The 13870-nt window shown below is 63.3% G+C and carries 14 protein-coding genes; 13 read left to right on the forward strand and 1 reads right to left on the reverse strand.

Annotated elements, in window-relative coordinates; all coding sequences use genetic code 11:
- Nucleotides 1-87: 87 nt before the first annotated feature.
- The 13 genes from pstC to H3H36_RS07015 all read left to right on the forward strand — a co-directional run bounded on the left by pstC (nucleotide 88) and on the right by H3H36_RS07015 (nucleotide 13282).
- Complete coding sequence (gene pstC, locus H3H36_RS06955) at nucleotides 88-1032, forward strand: phosphate ABC transporter permease subunit PstC (protein ID WP_229219797.1); 945 nt, start codon at nucleotides 88-90, stop codon at nucleotides 1030-1032.
- Entirely contained in the window at nucleotides 1032-1889 is an 858-nt protein-coding gene (gene pstA / locus H3H36_RS06960; RefSeq protein ID WP_182215636.1) for a phosphate ABC transporter permease PstA, read from the forward strand. The genes pstC and pstA overlap by 1 nt, the downstream gene beginning before the upstream one ends.
- A gap of 27 nt (nucleotides 1890-1916) precedes the next feature.
- A complete protein-coding gene (gene pstB, locus H3H36_RS06965; RefSeq protein WP_182215638.1) occupies nucleotides 1917-2717 on the forward strand; it encodes a phosphate ABC transporter ATP-binding protein PstB in 801 nt (266 codons plus the stop codon).
- A gap of 40 nt (nucleotides 2718-2757) precedes the next feature.
- The gene (gene phoU / locus H3H36_RS06970; RefSeq protein ID WP_182215640.1) at nucleotides 2758-3462 is read left to right on the forward strand and encodes a phosphate signaling complex protein PhoU; all 705 of its coding nucleotides are present in this window, start codon (nucleotides 2758-2760) and stop codon (nucleotides 3460-3462) included.
- A gap of 18 nt (nucleotides 3463-3480) precedes the next feature.
- A complete protein-coding gene (locus H3H36_RS06975; protein ID WP_182215642.1) occupies nucleotides 3481-4170 on the forward strand; it encodes a response regulator in 690 nt (229 codons plus the stop codon).
- 3 nt (nucleotides 4171-4173) lie between these two features.
- Nucleotides 4174-5487: a phosphate regulon sensor histidine kinase PhoR gene (gene phoR / locus H3H36_RS06980; protein ID WP_182215644.1), complete on the forward strand. Its 1314-nt coding sequence runs from the start codon at nucleotides 4174-4176 to the stop codon at nucleotides 5485-5487.
- 255 nt (nucleotides 5488-5742) lie between these two features.
- On the forward strand, nucleotides 5743-6099 hold the full coding sequence (locus H3H36_RS06985) for a carboxymuconolactone decarboxylase family protein (RefSeq protein ID WP_182215645.1): 357 nt from the start codon (nucleotides 5743-5745) through the stop codon (nucleotides 6097-6099).
- Between the two features lie 103 nt (nucleotides 6100-6202).
- Entirely contained in the window at nucleotides 6203-7114 is a 912-nt protein-coding gene (locus H3H36_RS06990) for a patatin-like phospholipase family protein (RefSeq protein ID WP_182215647.1), read from the forward strand.
- Between the two features lie 38 nt (nucleotides 7115-7152).
- Nucleotides 7153-7557, forward strand: a complete 405-nt coding sequence (locus H3H36_RS06995) for a GlcG/HbpS family heme-binding protein (protein WP_182215649.1) — start codon at nucleotides 7153-7155, stop codon at nucleotides 7555-7557.
- A 315-nt stretch (nucleotides 7558-7872) separates the two neighbouring features.
- Nucleotides 7873-9036, forward strand: coding sequence for a glutamine-hydrolyzing carbamoyl-phosphate synthase small subunit (gene carA, locus H3H36_RS07000; protein ID WP_182215652.1), 1164 nt, complete (start codon nucleotides 7873-7875; stop codon nucleotides 9034-9036).
- Nucleotides 9037-12267 carry a carbamoyl-phosphate synthase large subunit gene (gene carB, locus H3H36_RS07005; protein WP_182215655.1) on the forward strand — a complete coding sequence of 1077 codons (3231 nt, stop codon included), beginning with the start codon at nucleotides 9037-9039 and terminating at the stop codon, nucleotides 12265-12267. It abuts the gene before it with no gap.
- A 98-nt stretch (nucleotides 12268-12365) separates the two neighbouring features.
- Nucleotides 12366-12842 carry a transcription elongation factor GreA gene (gene greA / locus H3H36_RS07010; protein ID WP_182215658.1) on the forward strand — a complete coding sequence of 159 codons (477 nt, stop codon included), beginning with the start codon at nucleotides 12366-12368 and terminating at the stop codon, nucleotides 12840-12842.
- Nucleotides 12839-13282 (forward strand): DUF4149 domain-containing protein, encoded by a 444-nt coding sequence (locus H3H36_RS07015; RefSeq protein ID WP_182215860.1) that lies wholly within the window; start codon nucleotides 12839-12841, stop codon nucleotides 13280-13282. Before greA ends, H3H36_RS07015 begins: the two co-directional genes overlap by 4 nt.
- Before the next feature lie 101 nt (nucleotides 13283-13383).
- Here H3H36_RS07015 and H3H36_RS07020 read toward each other — a convergent pair whose 3' ends face one another.
- Entirely contained in the window at nucleotides 13384-13854 is a 471-nt protein-coding gene (locus H3H36_RS07020) for a YhbY family RNA-binding protein (protein WP_182215660.1), read from the reverse strand.
- Nucleotides 13855-13870 lie beyond the last annotated feature (16 nt).

The following is a 13870-nucleotide window of genomic DNA, read 5'->3' on the forward strand; positions in this document are numbered from 1 at the left end:
CCGCCAGCCGCGCCAGCGCCAGGCGCCGTGACCACGGCGCGCGCCCAGGCCGCCGCCGAGGCGGAGCAGGCCGCCAGCCTGGCGGCCATGCATGCGACCATGCGCAAGCAGCGCATCCAGGATTTCATCTTCCACAAGGTCACGATGACGTTCGCGCTGTCCGTGCTGGCGGTGCTGGTCGGCATCATCATCTCGCTGATCATCGGCGCCTGGCCCGCGCTCAAGGAATTCGGCCCCGGCTTCATCACCACCGTCGAATGGGATCCCGTCAACGACAAGTTCGGCGCCCTGATCGCCATCGTCGGCACCCTGGCCACCTCCGGCATCGCGCTGCTGATCGCCTTCCCGGTCAGCTTCGGCATCGCGCTGTTCCTGACCGAGATCTGCCCGGTCTGGCTGCGCCGCCCGCTGGGCACGGCCGTGGAACTGCTGGCCGGCGTGCCCTCCATCATCTACGGCATGTGGGGCCTGTTCGTGTTCGCGCCGCTGTTCGCCGACTACGTGCAGCCGCTGCTGAAAAACACCATCGGCCATGTGCCGCTGATCGGCCAGTTCTTCAGCGGCCCCACCATGGGCATCGGCATCCTGACGGCCGGCCTGATCCTGGCCGTGATGATCATCCCCTTCATTTCCTCCGTGATGCGCGACGTGTTCGAGATCGTGCCGGCCGTGCTCAAGGAATCGGCCTACGGCCTCGGCTGCACCAAGTGGGAAGTGGTGCGCAAGATCGTGCTGCCTTACACCAAGACCGGCGTGGTGGGCGGCGTCATGCTGGGCCTGGGCCGCGCGCTGGGCGAAACCATGGCCGTCACCTTCGTGATCGGCAACGCCAATGAATTGTCGCTGTCGCTGTTCGCGGCCGGCAACAGCATCGCCTCCACGCTGGCCAACGAATTCGCGGAAGCGGAATCGAAGCTGCACGTGTCGTCGCTGTACGCACTGGCCCTGATCCTGTTTGCCATCACCTTTATCGTCCTGTCGGCCGCCAAGCTCATGTTGGCCGGAATGTCTCGCAAGGAAGGCGTGAAATAATGAGTCAAGTAATCAACCCCGTCTACCGCAAGCGCCTGTTCGCGCACCGGGTCGGCATCGCCTTGTCGGTGGCTGCCATGTCGCTGGGGCTGGCGTTCCTGGTCTGGATCCTGGCGACCCTGCTGTTCAAGGGCTTTGGCGCGCTGAGCGTGGCCATGTTCACGCAAACGACGCCGGCGCCCGGCAGCGAAGGGGGCGGCCTGCTCAACGCCATCGTGGGCAGCCTGATGCTGGTGGGCCTGTCCACCCTGATCAGCACCCCGATCGGCATCCTGGCCGGCATTTACCTGGCCGAATATGGCGACGACAACAAGGTGGCCCACGTGACGCGCTTCGTGACCGACATCATGCTGTCGGCCCCGTCCATCGTGATCGGCCTGTTCGTGTACGCCATGTACGTGGCCAACGTCAAGCATTTCTCCGGCTACGCGGGCACCATCGCGCTGGCCCTGATCGCCGTGCCGGTGGTGGTGCGCACCACGGACAACATGCTGCGCCTGGTGCCCAACAGCCTGCTCGAGGCGGCCTTCGCGCTCGGTGCGCCGCGCTGGAAAGTGGCCTTGCTGGTGCGCCTGCGCGCCGTCAAGGCCGGCGTGGTGACGGGCGTGTTGCTGGCGCTGGCCCGCATTTCCGGCGAAACGGCGCCGCTGCTGTTCACGGCCCTGAACAACCAGTTCTTCAGCGCCGACATGAACCGGCCGCTGGCCAACCTGCCGGTGGTGATCTACCAGTTCGCGATGAGCCCCTACGACAACTGGCGCAGCCTGGCCTGGGGGGGCGCGCTGCTGGTGACCTTCAGCGTGCTGGCCCTGAATATCCTGTCGCGCACGGTGTTCCACCAGCGCACTCCGCATTGAACGACGCACAGAATTGACGAGAGAACCATGAATACGCAACTGATCCAGGAAGCCGCCGCCGCCATGACGCCCAAGCGCAAGACCATCGAGATTTCCGGCCTCAATTTCTTCTATGGCAAGACGCAGAGCCTGACCAACGTCAACCTCGACATCCACGAGAAGCAGGTGACGGCCTTCATCGGCCCGTCCGGCTGCGGCAAGTCGACCCTGCTGCGCACGCTCAACCGCATGTACGACCTGTATCCGGGCCAGCGCGCGGAAGGCTCCATCATCTACCGCGGCAAGAACATCCTCGAACCTGGCCAGGACGTCAACATGCTGCGCGCCAAGGTTGGCATGGTGTTCCAGAAGCCGACCCCGTTCCCCATGTCGGTGTACGATAACATCGCCTTCGGCGTGCGCCTGTACGAGGACCTGTCCAAGGGCGAGATGGACGAGCGCGTGGAATGGGCGCTGAAGAAGGCGGCCCTGTGGACCGAAGTGAAGGACAAGCTGAACAAGAGCGGCCTGTCGCTGTCGGGCGGCCAGCAGCAGCGCTTGTGCATCGCGCGCGGCGTGGCCGTGCGGCCTGACGTGCTGTTGCTGGACGAGCCGACGTCCGCGCTGGACCCGATCTCGACCTCCAAGGTGGAGGAACTGATCTCGGAACTGAAGCAGGATTACACCATCGCCATCGTCACCCATAACATGCAGCAGGCGGCGCGCTGCTCCGACTACACGGCCTATATGTACCTGGGCGAGCTGGTCGAGTTCGGCGAGACGGACCAGATCTTCATGAACCCGGCCCGCAAGGAAACCCAGGATTACATCACCGGCCGCTTCGGCTAACCGTACAATATCAACAACATCGTTACGAAGAGAGACCAGCATGTTAGGCGAGCATTCCTCCAAGCAGTACGACCAAGAACTCGAAGCCATCCGCTCCAAGGTGTTGCTGATGGGCGGCATCGTCGAGACCCAGTTCCTCGACGCCATGACCTGCTTCCGCATCGGCAACCCGGAACGCGCCGACCGCGTGATCCGCGAGGACGACAGCGTCAACCAGCTCGAAGTGTCGCTGGACGACGCCTGCAGCCACCTGATCGTGCGCCGCCAGCCGGCCGCCAACGATTTGCGCACCATCATGGCCACCATCAAGGTGATCACCGACCTTGAGCGCATCGGCGACGAAGCCACCAAGATCGCCCGCACGGCCAAGTCGCTGCACGCGCGCGGCGCCGTCACCGTCAACCATTACGAGATGGTGCGCGGCATCGCCAACAACACCAGCGACATGCTGCACGACGCGCTCGACGCCTTCGCCCGCAACGATGGCAAGCAAGCGTTGCAGCTGATCGCCCAGGACGCCGTGATCGACCACGAATTCCGCTCCATCATGCGCAACCTGATCACCTTCATGATGGAAGATCCGCGCACCATCTCGGCCGCGCTCGACACGCTGTGGGTGGCCAAGGCCATCGAGCGCATCGGCGACCATGCCAAGAACATCGCCGAATACGTGATCTACGTGGTCGAAGGGCGCGACATCCGCCACACCAAGACCGCGCCACCGGCCGACGACAGCGCCGAGTAACCGTTCGCACTCCCCAACATGGCAACCGATAAAACCACGATCTTGATTGTTGAAGATGAACCGGCCATCGTCGAGCTGGTGACATTCTCGCTGCGCGAGGCGGGCTGGAACTGCTGCGCCGTGCCCACCGTGGGCGAGGCCTGGGACTTCATCCAGCACCGCACGCCGCAGTTGATCCTGCTGGACTGGATGCTGCCCGACCAGACCGGCCTGCGCCTGCTGGCCCGCATTCGCGCCGACCGCCAGTTCAATGAAATCCCCGTCATCATGCTGACGGCCAAGAGCATGGAAGAGGACAAGCTGGCCGGCTTGAACAGCGGCGCCGACGACTACATCACCAAGCCGTTCTCGCCGCGCGAACTGCTGGCCCGCGCCAAGGCGCTGCTGCGCCGCAAGAGCCCCGAGCACGCCCAGTCGACCATGCGGGCCGGTAACGTGATGCTGGACCCGGTCAGCTGCACCGTCACGCTGGACCAGCAGAAGATCGACATCGGCCACGCCGAATACAAGCTGCTCAAGTTCCTGCTGGCCCATCCCGAGCGCGTGTTCTCGCGCAGCCAGCTGCTCGACAAGGTGTGGGGCGACCACGTGGTGATCGAGGAACGCACGGTGGACGTGCACGTGCTGCGCCTGCGCAAGGCATTGAAGGAAGCCGAGCACCTGATCCGCACGGTGCGCAGCGTTGGCTACATGCTGTCTGAAAAATAAACCATGAATCCAAAACTGCTGTTCTGGGTACCCGCCGCGCTGCGCATGGGCCTGATCCTGGCGGGCGTGGGCGTGCTGTGGTTCATGTTCGGCGCCACCTCGGCGCTGGTGGTGGCCACGCTGGCCATGGCCGTGCTGGTGTTCATCCAGCTCGGTTATCTGTACCAGCTGAGCGACTGGCTGGACGATCCGCAAAGCGCCAAGCTGCCCGATGGCTGGGGCGCGTGGACCAATATCTTCTCGCGCCTGTACAAGCTGCGCCGCGATGATGAGAAGAACCAGGCCGAGCTGACGGAATGGCTGGCCCGCTTCCGCCAGGCCATGCATCTGCTGCCCGATGGCGTGGTGATCATGGATGACGTGCTGTTCCTCGAATGGTGCAACCCGGCCGCCGAGCAGCACCTGGGCCTGACCCACGAGCGCGACAAGGGCATGCGCGTGACCAACCTGGTGCGCAGTCCCGACTTCATGGACTACATCATCCTGGGCCGCTACGACCAGCCGCTGACGCTGAGCTTCCGTGAGCGCAAGCTGATCGTCCACATCATCCCGTTCGAGAACCGGCGCCAGATCCTCGTCACGCACGACGCCACGGAGACGGAGCGCATCGAGGAAATGCGGCGCGACTTCATCGCCAACGCCTCGCACGAACTGCGCACGCCGCTGACGGTAATCGTGGGCTTCCTGGAAATCGCCGCCTCGGAAGATCTGGACGCGGCCACCCGCGCCGCCCACCTGAAGCTGATGACGGAGCAGGGCCACCGCATGCAGCATCTGATCGAGGACATGCTGACCCTGTCGCGGCTGGAATCGGTCGATTACCCGATGCGGCCGGAACGGGTCGACATCGTCAAGCTGATGGGGCAGGTGCAGCGCGACGCGCGCGCGCTGTCGGCCGGCAAGCACGAGATCACGATGGATGTGTCGGGGCCGGACGTGATGGGCAGCACGGAAGAGCTGCACTCGGCCTTCGGCAATCTGGCTTCGAACGCCGTGCGTTACACGCCGGCTGGCGGCAAGATCCACCTGTCGTGGGCGGAAGGGCCGGCCGGCATCAAGTTCAAGGTGGAAGACACGGGCATCGGCATCAGTCCCGAGCACATCTCGCGGCTGACGGAGCGCTTCTACCGGGTCGACAAGAGCCGCTCGCGCGAGACGCAGGGCACGGGCCTGGGGCTGGCCATCGTCAAGCACGTGCTGCTGCGCCATGGCGGCACGCTGCAGATCAAGTCCGAAGCGGGCAAGGGCAGCAGTTTCATCGTGTGCCTGCCCAAGACGGCCATCGTGCCCAGGCAGCCCGAACTCCAGCTGGGCTGATCCAAAAGAAAAATCGGGGACGGACCCCTATTTTCCCCGAGGGGAAAATAGGGGTCCGTCCCCGATTTTCTGCTGAGTAACTTTCCCTTTCTTGATCCAGGTTGTGGCGCGCCCGGCGCGCGCAGCCATAGACTGACATCACTGCGCTGCGATGGCGCATAGTTGTTGACAACGATATATAAAATAATATATTGTGTAATCGTAGAATGTTTAGGCAGGCTAATCCGTTTCATCTTATTGAGTAAAGGAATCGCTATGAGCACCACCCCATTGACTGGTTTCCGCGAACTGACCCAGGCCGTATCCACCCAGTTGGCCACGTTGCGCGCGGATATGCCAGAGGTGATGAAGGGCTTTAACGACATGGCCCGCGCGGCCACCAAGGATGGCGCGCTGGACAAGAAAGCCAAGGAATTGATCGCGCTGGCGCTGGGCGTGGCCGTGCGCTGCGACGCCTGCATCGGCTTCCACGTGCAGGCGCTGGTCAAGCTGGGCGTGACCAAGGCCGAGCTGGAGGAAACGCTGGCCATGGCCGTCTACATGGGCGGCGGCCCGTCGCTGATGTATTCGGCCAATGCGATGGCGGCCTTCGCGGAGTTCTCCGAGGCGTAGTAACGGCCAGTCGGGCGGGGCGGGGACTTTAAGCTGGTTCTCAGGAGCAAGGGCGGCATTTGGTATACAATCTGCGGCGCCGACCTTTCCCCACCACCAGCACATGCATCCTAGACGCCTATTCACTGTCGCGCTCGCCGCCTTCACGCTTGCCGCCTGCGGCACCACGCCCCACGTCGACACCGCGCCGGCCGCCGCGCCCCAGGCGGCGCCGCAGCGGCTGCGCAAGATCAAGATCGGCCTGGCCCTGGGCGGCGGGGCCGCGCGTGGCTTCGCCCACATTGGCGTGATCAAGGCGCTTGAAGCGCAGGGGATTTATCCCGACATCGTGGTCGGCACCAGTGCCGGCAGCGTGGTCGGCGCGCTGTACGCGGCCGGCAACACGGGCTTCCAGTTGCAAAAAATGGCGTTCGACATGGACGAGGCCGCCATTTCCGACTGGGCCTTGCCCCTGTTCGGCAAGAGTTCCGGCGTGCTCAAGGGCGAAGCCCTGCAAGCCTACGTCAACAAGGCCGTCAACAACCAGCCGATGGAAAAGCTCAAGGTGCCGTTCGGCGCCGTGGCGTCCGACCTGAAGACGGGCCAGCCGATCCTGTTCCAGCGCGGCAATACCGGCATGGCCGTGCGGGCTTCCTCGTCCGTGCCGGGCGTATTCCAGCCGGTGGCCATCAATGGCCATACCTATGTCGATGGCGGCCTGGTGGCGCCCGTGCCCGTGCGGTTCGCGCGCGAGATGGGGGCCGATTTCGTCATCGCCGTGAATATCTCGACCCAGGCCGACGTGCAAGCGACCGTCAGTTCGCTGGAAGTGATCATGCAGACTTTCAGCATCATGGGCCAGCGCATCAACCAGTTCGAATTGAAGGATGCCGACATCGTGATCCAGCCCGCGCTGGGCAAGATGGGCAGCAGTGATTTCAACAGCCGTAACCAGGCGATTCTTGCCGGCGAGCAGGCAGCAGCAGCTTTAATGCCGCAAATCAAGCAAAAACTTGAAGCCAAGCGCCGGTTATAACGGCGTACAATCGTCGTTCATTTTTTTAGGGAAGTAACATGCAAACCAAACCATTCCTGACTCTCGCAGACGTCAAGAAGATCGCCGCCGCGGCCGAAGCGGAAGCCGTGGCCAACAACTGGGCCGTCGTGATCGCCATCGTGGACGATGGCGGCCACCCGCTGTGGCTGCAGCGCATGGATGGCGCTGCGCCGTTGTCGGCTCACATCGCCCCGGCCAAGGCCAAGACGGCCGCGCTGGGCCGCCGCGAGTCGCGCATTTATGAAGAAATGATCAACAACGGCCGCGTCTCGTTCCTGAGTGCACCCGAAGTGGAAGGCTTGCTCGAAGGTGGCGTGCCCATCGTCGTCGATGGCCATTACGTGGGCGCCGTGGGTGTTTCGGGCGTGAAATCGGCGGAAGACGCCCAGATTGCCAAGGCCGGCATCGCTGCGCTGAACTAAGTCGTTTCCAGGCCGCCAGGGCGGCGCTTTTAATCGGGACGTAGCACAATTTTCATTGTGCTACGTCCCGATTTTTATTGAATTGTCGGGTTGATAATGCGGCGCGGGCCAAGGGGCGGGGCGGCGGTTGTTGCTGTCATCGTCTTGTCAAACGGCAGGCTTTTGGTTATAATTCAAAGGTTTAGCCAATCTCACATCTACCGTAGCGACTACCACCCATCCATCATCGATCTGACCTCGACCCGGGCCTCGGCCGGGGGTGCTCGACGGTCGTCTGACGTGGCGCAGCTACGGTAACTTTATCAGGAGTTGCCCTTGCCGCCATTTTTTTCTGGCCCCGCTGTTCCAGCCATCCTCGCTCTTGCTGACGGAACCATCTTCAAAGGTTTTTCCATCGGCGCCGCCGGTCACACGACCGGCGAGGTGGTATTCAATACGTCCATGACCGGTTACCAGGAAATCCTGACCGATCCCAGCTACTGCCGCCAGATCGTCACCCTGACGTATCCGCACATCGGCAACACCGGCGTCAATCCTGAAGACGTCGAGTCGACCAAAGTCCACGCCGCAGGTTTGATCATCCGCGACCTGCCGCTGATGGCATCGAATTTCCGTTCCACCCAGTCGCTGTCGGACTACCTGAAGGCCGAGAACGTGGTGGCCATCGCCGGCATCGACACCCGCAAGCTGACCCGCATCCTGCGCGAGAAGGGCGCCCAGGCCGGCGCCATCCTGGTCGGCACCCAGGGCAACGAGCCATCCGTGGCGCAGGCGCTGGAACTGGCCCGTTCCTTCCCCGGCCTGGCCGGCATGGACCTGGCCAAGGTGGTCTCGACCACGGCCGCCTACGAATTCACGGAAACGGAATGGAAGCTGGGCGAAGGCTACGGCCAGCAGACGGCGCCCAAATTCCACGTGGTGGCGTTCGACTTCGGCGTCAAGCGCAACATCCTGCGCATGCTGGCCGCGCGCGGCTGCAAGGTGACGGTGCTGCCGGCCCAGTCCTCGGCCGCCGACGCGCTGGCCCTGAACCCGGACGGCGTGTTCCTGTCCAACGGCCCCGGCGACCCGGAGCCATGCGATTACGCCATCGCCGCCACCCGTGAACTGATCGAGAAGGGCATTCCCGTGTTCGGCATCTGCCTGGGCCACCAGATCATGGCCCTGGCCTCGGGCGCCAAGACGCTGAAGATGAAGTTCGGCCACCACGGCGCCAACCACCCGGTGCAGGACCTCGACAGCAAGCAAGTGCTGATCACCTCGCAGAACCACGGCTTCGCCGTCGATGCCGACACCCTGCCGGCCAACTGCCGCGTGACTCACCGCTCGCTGTTCGATGGTTCGCTGCAGGGCTTCGCCCGCACCGACAAGCCGGCTTTCTGCTTTCAGGGCCACCCTGAAGCATCGCCCGGCCCGACTGACGTCGCTTACCTGTTTGACCGCTTCATCGGCATGATGGAAGCTACGGAGAAAAAATAAATGCCTAAACGTTCTGACATTAAAAGTATTCTGATTATCGGCGCTGGCCCCATCATCATCGGCCAAGCCTGCGAGTTCGATTATTCCGGCGCCCAGGCCTGCAAGGCCCTGCGCGAGGAAGGCTACAAAGTCATTCTGGTCAACAGCAACCCGGCCACCATCATGACCGACCCCGAGATGGCCGACGTGACCTACGTCGAGCCGATCACGTGGCAGGTGGTCGAGCGCATCATCGCCAAGGAGCGTCCTGACGCGATCCTGCCGACCATGGGCGGCCAGACGGCGCTGAACTGCGCGCTGGACCTGTTCCACAACGGCGTGCTGGAAAAATACAAGGTCGAGCTGATCGGCGCCACGCCGGAGGCCATCGACAAGGCCGAGGACCGCTCCAAGTTCAAGGAAGCGATGACCAAGATCGGCCTCGGTTCGGCCAAGTCGGGCGTGGCCCACACGATGGAAGAATCGTGGGCCGTGCAGCGCGAGCTGGGCTTCCCCGTCATCATCCGTCCGTCGTTCACCATGGGCGGCACCGGCGGCGGCATCGCCTACAACGAAGAAGAATTCGAGACCATCTGCAAACGCGGCCTGGAAGCGTCGCCCACCTCGGAACTGCTGATCGAAGAATCGCTGATCGGCTGGAAAGAGTACGAGATGGAAGTGGTGCGCGACAAGGCGGACAACTGCATCATCATCTGCTCGATCGAAAACCTGGATCCGATGGGCGTGCACACCGGCGACTCGATCACCGTGGCGCCCGCGCAGACGCTGACCGACAAGGAATACCAGATCATGCGCAACGCCTCGCTGGCCGTGCTGCGCGAGATCGGCGTGGACACGGGCGGCTCCAACGTGCAGTTCTCGATCAACCCGGCCGACGGCCGCATGATCGTGATCGAGATGAACCCGCGCGTGTCGCGTTCGTCGGCACTGGCATCGAAGGCCACCGGCTTCCCGATCGCCAAGGTGGCGGCCAAGCTGGCTGTCGGCTTCACGCTCGACGAGCTGCGCAACGAGATCACCGGCGGCGCCACCCCGGCTTCGTTCGAACCGTCGATCGACTACGTCGTGACCAAGATCCCGCGCTTCACGTTCGAGAAGTTCCCGACCGCCGACCACCACCTGACCACCCAGATGAAATCCGTCGGTGAAGTGATGGCCATTGGCCGCACCTTCCAGGAATCGTTCCAGAAAGCCCTGCGCGGCCTGGAAGTGGGCGTGGATGGCCTGAACGAAAAGACCAAGGACCGCGAGAAGATCGAAGAGGAACTGGGCGAGCCAGGTCCGGAGCGCATCTGGTACGTGGGCGATGCGTTCGCCCAGGGCTTCACGCTGGAAGAAGTGCACCAGCTGACCCGCATCGACCCGTGGTTCCTGGTGCAGATCAAGGAGATCGTGGACCTGGAACTGTGGCTGGACACCCAGAAGCTCGAAGCGCTGGACAAGAACACGCTGTACAAGCTGAAGCAAAAGGGCTTCTCGGACCGCCGCCTGGCCTTCCTGCTGCAGACCACGCCGGCCGCCGTGCGCGCCAAGCGCCACGAGCTGGCCATCCGCCCGGTCTACAAGCGGGTCGACACCTGCGCCGCCGAATTCGCCACCAACACGGCCTACATGTACTCGACCTACGACGAGGAATGCGAGTCCAACCCGACCGACAAGAAGAAGATCATGGTGCTGGGCGGTGGTCCTAACCGTATCGGCCAGGGTATCGAATTCGACTACTGCTGCGTGCACGCCGCGCTGGCCATGCGCGAAGACGGCTACGAGACCATCATGGTCAACTGCAATCCGGAGACCGTGTCGACCGACTACGATACCTCCGACCGCCTGTACTTCGAGTCGCTGACGCTGGAAGACGTGCTGGAAATCGTGGAGCTGGAAAAGCCGGTGGGCGTGATCGTCCAGTACGGCGGCCAGACCCCGCTGAAACTGGCGCTGGACCTGGAAGCGAACGGCGTGCCCATCATCGGCACCTCGCCCGACATGATCGACGCCGCGGAAGACCGCGAGCGCTTCCAGCAGCTGCTGCACAAGCTGGAACTGCGCCAGCCGCCTAACCGCACCGCGCGCACCGAGGAAGACGCACTGCGCCTGGCGCAGGAAATCGGCTACCCGCTGGTGGTGCGTCCATCCTACGTGCTGGGCGGCCGCGCGATGGAAATCGTGCACGAGCAGCGCGACCTGGAACGCTACATGCGCGAAGCCGTCAAGGTATCGCATGATTCGCCGGTGCTGCTGGACCGCTTCCTGAACGACGCCATCGAGTGCGACGTGGACTGCATCTCCGACGGCGAAACCACCTTCATCGGCGGCGTGATGGAGCACATCGAACAGGCCGGCGTGCACTCGGGCGACTCGGCCTGCTCGCTGCCGCCGTACTCGCTGGCACAGGAAACCATCGATGAACTCAAGCGCCAGACCTCGCTGATGGCCAAGGGCCTGAACGTGGTGGGCCTGATGAACGTGCAGTTCGCGATCCAGAAGCAGGAGATCGACGGCAAGCTGCAGGACGTGGTCTACGTGCTGGAAGTGAACCCGCGCGCCTCGCGTACCGTGCCTTACGTGTCCAAGGCCACCGGCCTGCAACTGGCCAAGATCGCCGCGCGCTGCATGGTGGGCCAGTCGCTGGCCTCGCAGGGCATCACCAAGGAAGTGGTGCCGCCGTACTTCAGCGTCAAGGAAGCCGTGTTCCCGTTCGTGAAGTTCCCTGGCGTGGACACCATCCTCGGCCCGGAAATGAAATCGACCGGCGAAGTGATGGGCGTGGGCATGACCTTCGGCGAAGCGTTCGTCAAGTCGCAGCTGGGCGCCGGCGTCAAGCTGCCCAAGTCGGGCCGCGTGTTCCTGAGCGTGAAGGCGTCGGACAAGCCGCGCGCCGTGAAAGTGGCGCGCGACCTGGTGGACATGGGCTTCACGCTGGTGGCCACCAAGGGCACGGCTGCCGTGATCGCGGCCGCCGGCATCCCCGTCACTCCCGTCAACAAGAAGACGGAAGGCCGTCCGCACGTGGTTGACATGATCAAGAACCACGAGATCGTGTTGGTCATCAACACGGTGGAAGAGAAGCGCAGCGCCATCGCCGACTCGCGTGCCATCCGCACCTCGTCGCTGGCCTCGCGTGTGACGACCTACACCACCATTGCCGGCGCGGAAGCGGCCGTCGAGGGTATCCGTCACCTGGACGAGTTGCGCGTGTACGATTTACAAGGTCTGCATAAAACCTTACACTAAGCTTCTTTGCACCACCCTTGAACCACAGAGCCCGCGTAGCTGGAAGGCGCGGCCTCTGTGGTTTTCCGTTGTAATAACACGTAAATAGCAGATAAAACATGACTTCAGTCCCACTCACCAAGTTCGGCGCGGAACTCTTGAAAGAAGAGTTGCACCAGTTGAAGACCAAGGAGCGCCGTATCGTGATCGACGCCATCGCCGAGGCCCGTTCACATGGCGACCTGTCGGAAAACGCCGAGTACGATGCCGCCAAGGAGCGCCAGGCGTTCGTGGAAGGCCGTATCGCCGAACTGGAAGGCAAGCTGAGCGCCGCCCAGATCATCGACCCGACCCAGCTCGACGCCGAAGGCCGCGTCGTGTTCGCCTCGACCGTGGACCTGGAAGACCTGGAATCGGGCGCCAAGGTCACCTACCAGATCGTGGGCATCGATGAAGCGGACCTGAAGCTGAGCAAGGTGTCCGTCACCTCGCCGATCGCCCGCGCGCTGATCGGCAAATCGGCCGGCGACGTGGTGGAAGTGCAGGCGCCGTCCGGTCCGCGCGAATACGAAATCCTGGAAGTACGTTACGTCTGATGCTGGCCCGCGCGCGCCTGCTGGTGGCAACGGCCTGGGCAGGCAGCCTGTGGGCGGTGGGCTACCTGGCCGCGCCCACGCTGTTTGCCACGCTGACGGACCGGGTGCTGGCCGGCACCATCGCCGCCAGCCTGTTCCATGTGCAGGCGCTGGTGTCGATCGCGTGCGCGCTGTTGCTGTTGTTGCTGTTGTGGCGCGATAAGGCGGGCTTGCCCCGCGCGCGCCGCGCGACGGTGCTGCTCACGCTGGTGATGCTGGCTTGCACGCTGGTGTCGCACTTCGGCCTGCAGCCGGAAATGGCGGCCTTGCGGGCGGCGGCCGGGCCGGGCGGGGTGATGGAGTCGGCCGCCAAGGGCCGCTTCGGCATGCTGCACGGCATATCGAGCAGCATTTATTTGTTCCAGAGCGTGCTGGCAGCCTGGCTAGTTATCAAACAATAAAATCGGGGACGTAACACGATTTTTCCTTGTGGATAAATGGTGTTACGTCCCCGATTTTTCTGCGAGGGAAAACCGGGGACGTCCCCCGATTTTGCCGGCGGTTATTTGCCCAGCGCGCTTTTCTTGGCCGAAGACTGGCGCGGCTTGGCGCGCTTGATGGTGCCGCCTTCGGTGACACGCTCGTTACCCTTGAGCATGACCTTGGTCACGGAGGGGCGCTTGGTGCCGCTGGCGCTGGGCTTGACGATGGTCACTTCGCGCATGCCCTTGCCGGTCTTGCCGCTGCGTTCCTTTTCCACCTCTTTTTTCGGGCGGTACAGCACCAGCAGCTTGCCGATGTGTTGCACGGGGGCGGCGCCCAGTTGTTCGCAGATGGTGTCGTACATGGCCACGCGCGCTTCGCGGTCGTCACCGAACACGCGGACCTTGATCAGTCCGTGGGAGTCGAGTCCCAGTTCGATTTCTTTCATGACGGCCGGGGTCAGTCCCGCCTCGCCGATCATGACGACAGGCTTCAAGCCATGGGCTTCGGCGCGCAGGGCGCTGCGCTCAACGGGTGTAAGTTTAATCATAATAATTTTTAGTGGT

It is taken from the genome of Rugamonas fusca (assembly GCF_014042365.1).
In the GTDB taxonomy this organism is placed as follows: domain Bacteria; phylum Pseudomonadota; class Gammaproteobacteria; order Burkholderiales; family Burkholderiaceae_D; genus Rugamonas; species Rugamonas fusca.